The following is an 11,950-nucleotide window of genomic DNA, read 5'->3' on the forward strand; positions in this document are numbered from 1 at the left end:
GCGTGCGCCGCGGCCCACCGGCCTACTGCAAAGATCACCACGCCTCACCCCGGCACCTGCGATGAGCTCGGCCACGGATCACAGTCTCAGCACTGTGACCGACCGACGGGAGTGGAGATGGACAAGCTGACTGACGTGGCCGACGGCGTCTGGGTCCGGCAGAGCGAATAGGTCTGGAACAACTCCGTCGTGGTGCGCGGAGACGACGGGCTGATCATCGTCGATCCCGGTATCAACGGCTCCGAGCTGGACCAGCTCGCCGATGCCGTGGACCGACTCGGTATCCCGGTGATCGCAGGATTCTGCACCCACCCGCACTGGGACCACCTGCTCTGGCATCACCGATTCGGTGACGTGCCGCGTTACTCCACCCCCGCCGCCGTCCTGGCCGGTGTGGCCCGGGAGCGGGCCCAGGCGATGGCGGCGGAGAGCGCGCCCGGCATCCCCCTCGAGCTGATCGGGCTCCTCACCCCGCTGCCCACGGATCGCGGACCTGTGCCGGGTGAGGTCATCGAGCATCAGGCGCACGCCGTCGGCCACGCCGCGATCCTTCTCGCCGACCGTGGCGTCCTGATCGCCGGCGACATGCTCTCCGACGTACTGATCCCGCTCCTCGACATCCGCCAGGACGATCAGGTGAACGCCTACGAGGCGGCACTCGACCGGCTGGACGAGGCCGCCGGGCGCGTCGACGTCCTGGTCCCCGGCCATGGCGCCGTTGCCGAGGGTCCCCAGGTGGCGGCTCGTCTCGCCGCGGATCGTGCCTACATCGACGCGCTCCGGCGCGGGGAGGAACCGGTCGACGCGCGTCTGGGACCGCATGCGGACTGGCTCTACGTCCCGCACCGGTCGCATCTGGAACAGGTACGAGGAGCTGGGCGGTGAGCCTGGTGACGGCTCGGGGCCGCAGGCCGTTTCCCGTTGTCCGCCGACTGTGCCGTGACCTGCCGTGAGTTGAGGCGTAATTCGGTTGACCTGGACACGGGTCGAGGATGCACTGTGGCCAGCCGCCACCAGTCGTGGTGCCGGTACTGCGAGGAGGCAGCGGCAGCGATGGAGATACGTCCCACGACCGACAAGGATCTCGACGTCTTCGTCGACACGGTCCACGCCGCGTTCGGGCGCTTCCCGGAAACCCCGGTCGAAGGCGGCGGGCTCTGGTGGTCGGCGCTCGAGATGGACCGCTGTCTGCTCGCGCTGACGGCGGACGGGCGGCCCGTCGGCACCGCGGCCACGTACCCCTTCGAGCTCACCCTGCCCGGTGAAACCCTCGTCCCGGCCCCCGGGGTGACCGCCGTCGGCGTCCTGCCCTCCCACCGACGTCAGGGCGTGCTCGGCGCGATGATGCGGCATCAGCTCGCCGAGCTGCGGGCCGACGGGCAGTTCCTCTCCGTGCTGCTGGCCTCCGAGGCCTCGATCTACGGCAGGTTCGGCTACGGACCGGCGACCTACACGCAGCGGCTCACAGTGCAGCGCCACCGGGCCGCCCTCGCCCTCCCCCGGGCACGCGGAACGGCCGACGCACCGGTGACGGGTCCGGACCACGGCTCGGTCGAGGTGCTGCGTCGTGCCGAGTGCGGCGAGATCCTGGAAGACGTCTACGACCGGTACCGCCGCGCCCAGCCCGGTGCGCTGTCCCGGCCGCACCGCTGGTGGACCCTGCGCGCGGGGCAGCCGCCAATCTCGCCGGCACCGCGTTACGTCGCCGTTCACCGTGACGCCGACGGCGTACCGGACGGGTACGCCAGCTACTCCGTCGACGAGTCCCGGACCTTGACCGTGGACGAGACCATCACCGGCGACGACGCCGTCTTCACGGCCCTGGCCCGGTTCGTGCTCGGCCACGACCTGGTCTCCCAGGTCGTGTTCCACCACGTCCCGCCCCAGCATCCGCTGCGCCTGCAGCTCGCGGACTTCCGTGCCGGCGAGGTGGGCGGCGACATGGACTGGCTCTGGGTACGGCTGCTGGACGTCCCGCGTGCGCTGACCGCGCGCGGCTGGTTCACGGACGGCGAGCTCGTCCTCGACGTCGAGGATCCCTTCCTCGGGGAGCACGGCCGCTATCTGCTGACCGTCCAGGACGGCAAGGCCGAGTGCGTCCCGACAGACCGGGAGCCCGACCTGTCCCTGGACGTGAGGGACCTGGGCTCGGTCTACCTCGGCGGCACCGCCCCCAGCACGCTCGTGCGCGCCGGACACATCCGGGCCCACCGCCCGGACGCGGCCACCGTCGCTGACGCCCTCTTCCGCACCGACCGCCCCCCGCACTGCCTGCACTGGTTCTGACCACAGCCTCGCCAGCCCGCCCAAGTCTCCGACCCCACTCACGGCTCGGCCGAGGCCTTGATCACAGCCACCGGTCGGCCCTTTAACGTGGGCACCGTGGAACTCCTGCATCTGCGTTACTTCGTCGCTGTCGCCCAGGAACTGAATTTCTCCGTGGCGGCCCGCAAGCTGCACATGGCGGCCTCCCCGCTGAGCAGACGGATCAAGGATCTCGAGAACGAACTCGGACACCGACTGTTCGACCGCGACACCCACCATGTGACGCTCACTCAGGCCGGCAACGCCCTGCTGCCGATCGCGCGGGGCGTGCTGGAGCAGGTGGACTCCATCCAGTGGCGCCTCGACGAGACGGCCCGGCCGCGGCGGGCGACCATGCTGCTGGGTGTGCCCAGCGGCATCCATCCGGATCTGCGGGAGCGGATGGACGCCCTGGCCGAGCGGGTCCGCGACCGGTTCGAGATCAAGCGCTGGCCGGGTGGCACGGACCGGCTCGTCGACGCCGTCTGCGACGGCAGACTCGCGTTGACCCTGGCCCGCCTCCCCGCAGGTGGCGATCCCGCGCTGGAGCTGCTGCCGGTGATGTCGGAACGGCTCGGCGCGGTCGTCCCCAAGGACCGGTTCGCCGGGCGCGAGTCCGTCGCCCTGACGGAACTGGCCGATCTCGCCTACGTCGTCTCCCCGGCGGCAGTCACCAACGCCTACTTCCGCGGGCTCGACCAGCAACTGTCCGAACTCGGCATCAAGAAACGCATCGAAATCAACAGTGCCGCATTCGAAGGAATTTCCGAGATAGTGTCCAGCGGGCTCGCCTTCTCCATTTCCATGCTGGACCCCAGAAGCCCCGTCCAGAATTACCACCTGGAAAATGTCACCATTCTCCCGTTCTCCGATTTCCATCCCCGCCTTGAGACCGGGCTGATCTGGCGCAAGGACCGAGCTCAGGGCGGTGACCTGGAGGAAGTCGTGACGGCGGCCCGCGAGGTGTTCACCGAACCGCTCCACTCATAATCACCGGGAAACCTTCACAAAAGGCGGTATGACCACTGCGGTCATACCGCCTTTCCTTATTCGGTCATTCCCTGAGCTTTCTTCTCCGACACCTTTCGCTGTAACTTAGTTTCCAGATACACGGAAAGCGCGGAAGAAGGAGTGAAGGAAAGCCATGACGGACCTCGCAGACACCGTCACCGTCACCGGGCCCCTGGAGGGCATCCGCGTGATCGACCTGTCGACCGTGGTGATGGGTCCCTACGCCGCCCAGATCCTCGGGGACCTCGGCGCCGACGTGATCAAGATCGAGTCGCCCGCCGACACGGTCCGCGTCGGCCACTACCGCACCACGCCGGGCATGACCCCGCTGAACCTCAACGTCAACCGCAACAAGCGCAGCGTGTCCCTCAACCTCAAGGACGACACCGACCGCGAGCGGGCGCTCGAGCTGATCGACACGGCGGACGTGCTGATCACCAACATGCGTCCCGGCGCGCTGCACCGCCTGGGCCTGTCCTACGACGACATCGCCTCCCGCAACCCCCGCCTGGTCTACGCGCACGCCCAAGGGTTCCGCAGCGACTCCGACCGGGCCGGCAACGCCGCGTACGACGAGACCGTGCAGGCCGCCTCCGGCCTCGTCGACATCGCCGACCGCGCGCTCGGCGAGCCCGTCTACCTGCCGACCATCATCGGCGACAAGGTCTCCTCGCTGACCATCGCCTACAGCGTCCTCGCCGCCCTGCTGCACCGAGACCGCACCGACCGGGGCCAGCTCGTCGAGATCCCGATGACGGACACCCTGATCGCGTTCAACCTGGTCGAGCACCTGGCGGGTCACACCCACGTGCCCGAGACGGGCCCCACCGGCTTCCCGCTGTCGATGCTCAAGGGCCACAAGGCGGTGCGCACCAAGGACGGCCTGGCCTGCGTCATGCCGTACAACCCGCAGAACTACCGGGACTTCCTCACCGCCGCCGGGCGCCCGGACCTCGCCGAGGACCCGCGCGTCAACGGGGAAGCCATCGACAGCGCCGACCACGAGGACCTGGCCGCGCTCCTGGAGACCTGCGCCCCGGCGCTGACCACCGAGGAGTGGGCGGAGGTGTGCGCCAAGCACAGCATCCCGATGGCCCCGGTGCTGGAACTGGACCGCGCCCACGAGGACCCGTACGTCCGCGACGGCCATCTGCTGGACAGCGTCGAGCACCCGACCGAGGGCACGGTCCGCACCATCGGCATCCCGGTGCGGTTCTCCGCCACCCCCGGCTCGATCCGCCGGCTCGCGCCGGTCGCGGGCCAGGACACCGAGGACGTCCTCGCCGAACTCGACGCCGCCACCCGCTGACCGTCAGCCGTCAGCCGTCAGCCGTCAGCCGTCACAGGAGAACCAGCATGAGCACCCCCACACCCACCGTCGTCCGCACCGAGCGCATCGACTCCACCCTGCTGATCACCCTCGACCGTCCCGAGGCCCGCAACGCCGTGAACGCCGCGGTCGCCTCCGCCCTGGCCGACGCACTCGACGCACTGGAGGCCGACCCCACACTGCGGGTCGGCGTCCTGACCGGCGAGGGCGGCACGTTCAGCGCCGGCATGGACCTCAAGGCCGCGCTGCGCGGCGAGTCACCCGAGGTCGAGGGCCGCGGGTTCGGCGGCCTGACCGAGGCCGAGCCCACCAAGCCGCTGATCGCCGCCGTGGAGGGCTTCGCCATGGGCGGCGGCTTCGAACTGGCCCTGGCCTGCGACCTGATCGTCACGGCCGAGGACGCCCGGTTCGGCCTGCCCGAGGTCAAGCGCGGTCTGATCGCCGCGGGCGGCGGAGTGATCCGCCTGCCCAAGCGCATCCCGCACCACCTCGCGATGGAGTTGCTGCTGACCGGTGAGCCGATCGACGGCCGCCGCGCCGGCGACCTGGGCCTGGCCAACCGCGTCACCGCCCAGGGGCAGGCCGTCGCGGAGGCCCTCCGCCTGGCCGAACGCCTCGCGGAGAACGCCCCGTTGGCCCTCTCGGCCGTCAAGCGCGTGGTCCGTGCCGCCGACGGCGCCCCCGACACCGAGGCGTTCGCCTTCCAACGCACGCAGATGAAGACCCTGATGGCCTCGGACGACGTACGCGAGGGCATGACCGCCTTCGCCGAGCGCCGCGCCCCGCGCTGGACGGGGCGGTGACGGCCATGCGTGCACAGGAGGTACGACAGCACCTGACCACTCCGCTCACCAGCCCGGCGTTCGCGCCCATGGTCCCCCGGTTCACCGACCGCGAGTACCTCAACATCGTCTATCGCACCGACCCCGACGCACTGCGGGCCGTCGTCCCCGAACCGCTGCGCATCGACGAGCCGTTGGTCCGCTTCGAGGTCATGAAGATGGGCGACGTCAGCGGCTACGGCCCCTACACCGAGGCAGGGCAGGCGATCCCCGTCAGCTTCGAGGGCGAGCAGGGCGAGTACCTGCACGCGATGTACCTCGACAACTTCCCGGCGACCGCCTCCGGCCGCGAGGTCGCCGCCTACCCGAAGGTCATCGGCTCCCCGTCGCTCTACGTCGACTGCGGCGCGGTCGTCGGCACTCTCGACTACGGCACCCTGCGGGTCGCCACCGCCACCATGGGCTACAAGCACCACGAGCTGGACCGGCGCGAGGCCGAAGCACAGATCGCCGTACCGACGTTCATGCTCAAGACGATCCCCGGCTACGACGGCCTGCCGCGCGTGCAGGAGCTGGTCCGCACCCGCATCACCGACCTCACCGTCAAGGGCGCCTGGACCGGCCCGGCCCGGCTCCAGCTCTTCCAGCACGTGCTCGCCCCGCTGGCGGACCTGCCGGTGCTGGAGGTCGTCTCCGCCGGCCACATCCTCACCGACCTGACGCTGTCGGGCGTCGAGCCGGTCCACGACTACCTCGAGGGAGGCGCATCCTCATGACCCGCCCCGTCCGTGCGGCCGCCGTCATCGGCGCCGGAACCATCGGACTGTCCTGGACGGCGCTGTTCGCGGCGTACGGCCTGACCGTCCGCGTGAGCGATCCGCGCGAGGACCTCGCCGAGGCCGTCGCCGACTCCCTGGCGCAGTACGCGCCGCACCTGACCGCCCGCGGCCTGGACGTGACCGGCCTTGCCGACCGGGTGCACATCGCGGCCGACGTGACCGATGCGGTCCGGGACGTGGACGTCGTACAGGAGAACGGTCCGGAGCGTGTCGAGTTCAAGAAGGACCTGTTCGCCGTGTTGGCCCGTGAGGCACCTGCCGACGCGCTGCTGCTCAGTTCCTCGTCCGCGATCCCGGCGACCGCGTTCACGGGCGAGCTGGCGGACGAGGATGCCGCGCGCGTCCTGATCGGCCACCCGTTCAACCCGCCGCACCTGGTCCCGCTGGTCGAGGTCGTCCCCGGCGAACGCACCGGCGAGGACGCCGTACAGGCCGCGTCGGATTTCTACGCCTCGGTCGGGCGCACCCCGGTCGTCGAGCGCAAGGAGATCCCCGGCTTCGTCGGCAACCGCCTGCAGAACGCGCTCAGCCGCGAGGCGGTGTACCTCGTCGAGCAGGGCGTGGTGACTCCCGAGGACCTCGACAAGGTCGTGACCAACTCCCTGGGCCTGCGCTGGGCCACGGTCGGCCCGTTCCTCGGCTCGCACCTGGGCGGCGGCCCCGGCGGCTACCGGCACCTCATGGAACACATCGGCGCCTCCATGCAGGACATGGGGGACGGCCTCGGCCGCCCCACGCAGACCCCCGACCAGCGGGAACGGCTCATCGAAGCCGTGGAGAAGGCCTACGGCTCCGCCACGTACCCGGAACTCGCCGAGACGCGCGACCGCAAGCAACTGGCCGTCCTGGACGCGCTGGACAGCGCCGGGACGACCACCTCGAAGGAGGAGAACTGAGATGACCACCACCGCGCAACCCACCACCCCCGGCCCCGTCGCCGACGAACTGACCGCCGACTTCTACCACTACGAGTCGCTGCTCCCGGACGAGGAGCGCAAGATCCTCCTCAGCGCCCGCTCCCTCATGCGCGACCAGGTCAAGCCGCTCGTGAACGCCAACTGGGCCAAGGGCGAGTTCCCCGGGGAACTCATCGGCCTGTTCCGCGACAGCGGCCTCGCCGGACTGCCCTACGAGGGCTACGGCGCACACAAGCCCGCCGCGAGCAACCTCCTGACCGGCATGCTCGCCATGGAGATGAGCCGTACCGACGCGTCGGTCGCCACCTTCTTCGGCGTCCACAACGGGCTGGCCATGTACTCCGTCCACTCCGGCGGCGACCAGGAACAGCGTGACCGCTGGCTGCCGGCGATGGCCGCGATGGACAAGATCGGCGCGTTCGCGATGACCGAGCCCCTCGGCGGCTCCGACGTCGCGGGCGGCATGCGCACCACCGCCCGGCGCGAGGGTGACACCTGGGTCCTGAACGGCGCCAAGAAGTGGATCGGCAACGCCACCTTCGCCGACTACGTCGTGGTGTGGGCGCGGGACGAGGACGACAACCACGTCAAGGGCTTCGTCGTCGAGAAGGGCACACCCGGCTTCGACCCGGTGAAGATCCAGAACAAGCTCGCCTTCCGCATCGTCGAGAACGCCGAGATCACCCTGACCGACGTCCGCGTCCCGGAAGCCGACCGCCTGCAGAACATCAACTCCTTCCGCGACGTCGCCGAGATCCTGCGCGCGACCCGCGCCGGGGTGGCCTGGCAGGCGCTCGGTGTCATGACCGGCGCCTACGAACTGGCCCTCGACTACGCCCGGGAACGGCGGCAGTTCGGCCGCCCCATCGGCGGCTTCCAGCTCGTGCAGGACCTCCTGGTCAAGAGCCTCGGCAACATCACCGCGTCCTGGGGCATGCTGGTGCAGCTCGCTCGGTTGCAGGACGCCGGCATCTTCCGCGACGAACACTCCTCGCTGGCCAAGGCGTTCGTCACCTCGCGGATGCGGGAGGTCGTCGGCTGGAGCCGGGAGATCTTCGGCGGCAACGGCATCCTGCTGGACCACGACATCCCCCGGTTCTTCGCCGACGCCGAGGCGATCTACTCCTTCGAGGGCACCCGCGAGATGAACACCCTGATCGTGGGCAAGTCGATCACCGGCCAGAGCGCTTTCGTGTGAGGAGCGACCTGTCGGATCGGGGCCCCGGGGCAGAACGTCCCGGGGCCCTCGCCGATCTAGGTGATGGGGAAGTCGAAGTAGGTGTCCGGATAAGGCTCGTCCCGCAGTGTGTAATGCCACCATTCGCACGCGTACGAGCTCAAGCCGCAGTCCTCCATGACGGAACGCAGGTGCTCACGGTTTCGCGCTTCGGCCTGCTCGATTTCCGTTGCCCCATGGTGGGAGCGGGAATCCATCAGGTCATGGCCCCCGCCCATGGGAGCGAGTTCACCGGTGTCCAGGTGATACAGCGTCACGTCGACGGTGCTGCCCCGACTGTGACCCGACTTGGTGGCCACGTATCCCCTCTCGAACATGTCGGACCTGTCGATGCCGGATCGCGAACGCCCCGTGTGCCTTGCGATGGGCCGCCAGCGGGTCGAGCCAGGCGTTGATCTCACCGGTCCGGTCGATGACCGGGCCCTCGGGCAGATAGGCCAGTGTGAAGCGCTGGAGCCGAGGGACTCGCCACGCCACTCGGTCTTGACGCGGGCCCATGCCGGGGTCTGCAAGAAGCTGACCGACCGCTGTGCCCGCACGAACGCCGAGTGCTCGGCGGCGCTGACCGGCCCGACGCTCAGCGTCCCGCCCGCGGCCCAGGCTCCCCGCTGGGGCGTGGTTCGACTCACTGGTGGGCCCTCCCCTGATTCGCGTAGGACGTCCCGCCATCCAATACAGGGCGGTGTTGCCGGTCCGTATGCGGTTTTCGATACGCCGAGGACATGCGTGAGTCCGTAGCGTGCAGGGGGATCGGTCCGACCCGGTCGTGGGCCTCGGCCCGTACCGGTCCACGGGGCCGTGAGCGCAGGCATGATGTGGCAATGACTCACAGCGCCCGCCGCATGTTCGAGCTTCTGGAGCCGATCTGCCTGGTCACCTTCTTCGCCGACGAGTGCAATGAGGAGCTGGCCGCGCTCGGCCACCGCACCTACTGGGACGGCTACTTCGCCAGCCGCGCCGCGCCGCTGGGGCGGGTACCGGCGCAGGTCGTGCACGCGGCGTTCTACAGCTTCGCCGACGGGGAGGCCGCGCGGCACATCCCGAGCGCGTGGGAAAAGATTCCGCCGGAGGCATCCGTCGCGGCGCGGGAGCGGGGCAGCGCGGCCTCCTTGCGGCGGATCCTCGGCGCCGAACTGGCCGGCTCCCCGGGCCTGGTGCGCGCCGCCGACCTGACCACCAAAGCCGCGACGAGCGCACCCATGGAAGGCCGCGTGATGTACGCCGGGATGCGCGCCCTCGCGGTCCCGGGCGACCCGGTCACCCGGCTGTGGCATTCGGCGACCATGCTGCGCGAGCACCGCGGTGACGGACATGTCGCCGCCCTCGTCGGAGCGCGCGTCGGTGCCACGGAGGCCCACATCCTCTCCGCGCTGGACATGGGCATCCACCCCCCGGAGTCCTTCGGGCGCGTCCATCACCTGCCGAAGGAAAGGCTGGCCACGGTCATGGCCGGTCTGCGCGAACGCGGGCTCGTCGACGCCGACGGCCGCTTCACCGACGCCGGCCGCGAGACCAAGCAGCGCATCGAAGCCGTCACCGACGAGCTCGCCGCCCCGCCGTACGAGGCCCTGTCCCCCGCCGAGCTCGACGAGCTGGTCGCCGAGCTCGAACCCATCACCGCGACACTGGTGGCCACCGGGTCGCAGTGACGGGCGGCGACCGGCGGGGCGATGACCACCCGGCGGAACGGATCAGTGCTGACTGATGTAGCAGCGAACGGTCGTTCCGTCGGGGGCGGTGTGGATGCGTACGAGGTCGGCGAGGGTGTGCACGAGCAACAGACCGCGGCCGCCGAGCTTGTCCTGTGCGGGCGGGCGACGGCCGGCCAGCGGATCGTTCAGGTGCCCCTTGTCCCGTACCTCGCACACCACATGGCCGTCATCGGCCCACACCCGCAGAGTGCCGAAACCCCCGCCGTGCACCACGCTGTTGGTGGTCAGCTCGGCCACGATCAGGGCCACGTCCTCCAGACGGACACCCGCAAGGTTCCACCGCGCGGCCTGTTCGACCGCGAACTGCCGGACTGTCGGCAGTTCGCCGGCCCGGAAGTCGAGTTCCTCGGCCGTCGCCGGCCGCTCCAGGGGCTGGTTGTAGCGTGCGACCACATGCTCCGGCGCGTAGGCGGTGCTGGGCCGCTCCCTGCCGCCGGAGATGATCACGGGATGGGTCGCGTGGGCGTCGGTGAGTGCCTGCTCGTCGAGGCGGTCGGCGTCGTAGGGGCACAGGATGGTGACGTCCCGCCCTTGGAATGCCGGGTTGATCAGTGCCTCGTGCTGGACGCAGGCCGGGTACTCCACCGTGCTGCGCCCGGCCCAGATCGGCTCTCCGATGATCCGCACCCGCTGGTGGCGATGGGAGTCCGCGAAGGCACGCAGCACCCTGGGGATGATCCGTCCCGGGTTGCGCCCCGCCTCGGTCATGTCGAGGAACTTCACCCGGGCGACGTCCTCGCCCAGGGCCCTCTTGAGGAGGGCGAGGTTCGCCCCGGGCACGGCCACCGCCACCGGCTCCCCGGCCTTCAGACCGTCGCGGATGAAAGGCACCGTGCCGTGCAGGTACTCCTTCTCGCCCTGGTAGAACAAAGCGGGATGAACAAACGGTTCGGTGCTGGGCTCCATCATCGCCCCATCACCTCGACAGTGAGCAGGTCCGGCCAGAACAAGTCCAGTACGCGCTGCAGGGTGGCAGGCGGCTCTTCGAGCACGATGCGTCGCCCCCGTGGAAGGCCCTGGGCGGTCATCGCGAGGGCGGAGACGCCGGCGACATCGACGAAGGTAACGGCGGAAAGTTCCAAGTGGCACGTCTCTTCGTCGCTCCGGGCAAGGCGGTGCAGCGTCTGTTCCCAGGCCGGGCGAGTGAGCAGACTGACCTCGCCGACCGCCTGCCAGCCCGGGCGGTCCGTCAGCGGCAGCACGCGCAGAGCTCCCGCCGACTGGGCCGGCGAAGCCGACGGCGCGTCCGCCTCCCCTGAACTGTCCACGCCGTCACCCCTGTTTGCCCGCGTCTTGCTTCCCAGTATCTCCCACCGGTGGAGTGTAAACGGCGACAGCAGGGGAGGCCGCGTCCGGTCAGGGTGTGAGGGGCGCGAGTACCTGGTTGTGGGTGTGCTGGTAGATCACCGAGGTACGGAAGCCGACGACTTCCCGGCGTGCGGTGAACTTGTCCATCAGGAAGCCATGGAGGTGGTCGACGCTGGGCGCGGAGACGTGGACGATCATGTCGTCGCCGCCGGTGACGACATAGACGGTGCTGACCTCGGGCAGGCCGGCCGCATAGGTCTTGAACGCCTCGATGACCGCTCGGCTGAGGGGACGGATCTGGAAGTGGATGAGTGCCTGGACGTGGCGGTTGAGGGCGGCCGGATCGACGGCCGCGTGATAGCCGGTGATGACTCCGCGTGCGCGCAGGGCGCGGATGCGTTCCAGGCAGGTCGAGGGGGCGATGCCGAGGGTGCGGGCGAGGTCGCGGTTGGTCTGCCGCGCATCGCGCTGCAGGTGCCGGACGATCGCCGAATCAAGTTCGTCCATACG

General features: G+C 69.9%; 12 protein-coding genes and 2 pseudogenes. 9 read left to right on the plus strand and 5 right to left on the minus strand.

Going from position 1 to position 11,950, the window contains the following annotated elements:
• Positions 1 to 189: 189 nt before the first annotated feature.
• The 8 genes from ACIRP7_RS20460 (at position 190) to ACIRP7_RS20495 (ending at position 8,381) form a co-directional block, all read left to right on the plus strand.
• Positions 190 to 885: an MBL fold metallo-hydrolase gene (locus ACIRP7_RS20460; protein WP_403661185.1), complete on the plus strand. Its 696-nt coding sequence runs from the start codon at positions 190 to 192 to the stop codon at positions 883 to 885.
• 168 nt (positions 886 to 1,053) lie between these two features.
• Entirely contained in the window at positions 1,054 to 2,286 is a 1,233-nt protein-coding gene (locus tag ACIRP7_RS20465; protein WP_403661188.1) for a GNAT family N-acetyltransferase, read from the plus strand.
• 96 nt (positions 2,287 to 2,382) lie between these two features.
• Entirely contained in the window at positions 2,383 to 3,294 is a 912-nt protein-coding gene (locus tag ACIRP7_RS20470) for a LysR family transcriptional regulator (protein ID WP_403661191.1), read from the plus strand.
• Positions 3,295 to 3,448: 154 nt separating this feature from the next.
• On the plus strand, positions 3,449 to 4,624 hold the full coding sequence (locus ACIRP7_RS20475; RefSeq protein ID WP_403661194.1) for a CaiB/BaiF CoA transferase family protein: 1,176 nt from the start codon (positions 3,449 to 3,451) through the stop codon (positions 4,622 to 4,624).
• A 47-nt stretch (positions 4,625 to 4,671) separates the two neighbouring features.
• On the plus strand, positions 4,672 to 5,448 hold the full coding sequence (locus ACIRP7_RS20480) for a crotonase/enoyl-CoA hydratase family protein (RefSeq protein ID WP_403661197.1): 777 nt from the start codon (positions 4,672 to 4,674) through the stop codon (positions 5,446 to 5,448).
• A 5-nt stretch (positions 5,449 to 5,453) separates the two neighbouring features.
• Positions 5,454 to 6,203, plus strand: a complete 750-nt coding sequence (locus ACIRP7_RS20485; RefSeq protein ID WP_403661200.1) for an acetoacetate decarboxylase — start codon at positions 5,454 to 5,456, stop codon at positions 6,201 to 6,203.
• On the plus strand, positions 6,200 to 7,162 hold the full coding sequence (locus tag ACIRP7_RS20490) for a 3-hydroxyacyl-CoA dehydrogenase NAD-binding domain-containing protein (protein ID WP_403661203.1): 963 nt from the start codon (positions 6,200 to 6,202) through the stop codon (positions 7,160 to 7,162). Before ACIRP7_RS20485 ends, ACIRP7_RS20490 begins: the two co-directional genes overlap by 4 nt.
• A 1-nt stretch (position 7,163) precedes the next feature.
• Positions 7,164 to 8,381: an acyl-CoA dehydrogenase family protein gene (locus ACIRP7_RS20495; protein WP_403661206.1), complete on the plus strand. Its 1,218-nt coding sequence runs from the start codon at positions 7,164 to 7,166 to the stop codon at positions 8,379 to 8,381.
• Between the two features lie 56 nt (positions 8,382 to 8,437).
• Here ACIRP7_RS20495 and ACIRP7_RS20500 read toward each other — a convergent pair.
• Positions 8,438 to 8,746, minus strand: a pseudogene (locus tag ACIRP7_RS20500) (M15 family metallopeptidase); the annotation flags it as partial.
• A 7-nt stretch (positions 8,747 to 8,753) separates the two neighbouring features.
• Positions 8,754 to 9,049, minus strand: a pseudogene (locus tag ACIRP7_RS20505) (peptidoglycan bridge formation protein FemAB); the annotation flags it as partial.
• Positions 9,050 to 9,241: 192 nt separating this feature from the next.
• Between ACIRP7_RS20505 and ACIRP7_RS20510 the strand changes: the two are divergent.
• Entirely contained in the window at positions 9,242 to 10,069 is an 828-nt protein-coding gene (locus ACIRP7_RS20510) for a MarR family transcriptional regulator (protein WP_403661209.1), read from the plus strand.
• Between the two features lie 42 nt (positions 10,070 to 10,111).
• On the opposite strand, the gene ACIRP7_RS20515 is transcribed toward ACIRP7_RS20510, so the two are convergent.
• The 3 genes from ACIRP7_RS20515 to ACIRP7_RS20525 all read right to left on the minus strand — a co-directional run bounded on the left by ACIRP7_RS20515 (position 10,112) and on the right by ACIRP7_RS20525 (position 11,947).
• Entirely contained in the window at positions 10,112 to 11,041 is a 930-nt protein-coding gene (locus tag ACIRP7_RS20515) for an anti-sigma factor RsbA family regulatory protein (RefSeq protein WP_403661212.1), read from the minus strand.
• Positions 11,038 to 11,334 carry an STAS domain-containing protein gene (locus ACIRP7_RS20520; RefSeq protein ID WP_352389670.1) on the minus strand — a complete coding sequence of 99 codons (297 nt, stop codon included), beginning with the start codon at positions 11,332 to 11,334 and terminating at the stop codon, positions 11,038 to 11,040. Before ACIRP7_RS20520 ends, ACIRP7_RS20515 begins: the two co-directional genes overlap by 4 nt.
• 154 nt (positions 11,335 to 11,488) lie before the next feature.
• The gene (locus tag ACIRP7_RS20525) at positions 11,489 to 11,947 is read right to left on the minus strand and encodes an Lrp/AsnC family transcriptional regulator (RefSeq protein WP_403661215.1); all 459 of its coding nucleotides are present in this window, start codon (positions 11,945 to 11,947) and stop codon (positions 11,489 to 11,491) included.
• Positions 11,948 to 11,950 lie beyond the last annotated feature (3 nt).

This window comes from Streptomyces sp. NPDC102270, assembly GCF_044766405.1.
GTDB lineage: Bacteria > Actinomycetota > Actinomycetes > Streptomycetales > Streptomycetaceae > Streptomyces.

Excerpts from the sequence above, each read along its gene's own strand:
- ACIRP7_RS20465 (WP_403661188.1), top strand. The coding sequence starts at position 1,054 with ATGGAGATACGTCCCACGACCGACAAGGATCTCGACGTCTTCGTCGAC.
- ACIRP7_RS20475 (WP_403661194.1), top strand. The coding sequence starts at position 3,449 with ATGACGGACCTCGCAGACACCGTCACCGTCACCGGGCCCCTGGAGGGC.
- ACIRP7_RS20480 (WP_403661197.1), top strand. The coding sequence starts at position 4,672 with ATGAGCACCCCCACACCCACCGTCGTCCGCACCGAGCGCATCGACTCC.
- ACIRP7_RS20485 (WP_403661200.1), top strand. The coding sequence starts at position 5,454 with ATGCGTGCACAGGAGGTACGACAGCACCTGACCACTCCGCTCACCAGC.
- ACIRP7_RS20490 (WP_403661203.1), top strand. The coding sequence starts at position 6,200 with ATGACCCGCCCCGTCCGTGCGGCCGCCGTCATCGGCGCCGGAACCATC.
- ACIRP7_RS20495 (WP_403661206.1), top strand. The coding sequence starts at position 7,164 with ATGACCACCACCGCGCAACCCACCACCCCCGGCCCCGTCGCCGACGAA.
- ACIRP7_RS20510 (WP_403661209.1), top strand. The coding sequence starts at position 9,242 with ATGACTCACAGCGCCCGCCGCATGTTCGAGCTTCTGGAGCCGATCTGC.
- ACIRP7_RS20515 (WP_403661212.1), bottom strand. The coding sequence starts at position 11,041 with ATGATGGAGCCCAGCACCGAACCGTTTGTTCATCCCGCTTTGTTCTAC.
- ACIRP7_RS20525 (WP_403661215.1), bottom strand. The coding sequence starts at position 11,947 with ATGGACGAACTTGATTCGGCGATCGTCCGGCACCTGCAGCGCGATGCG.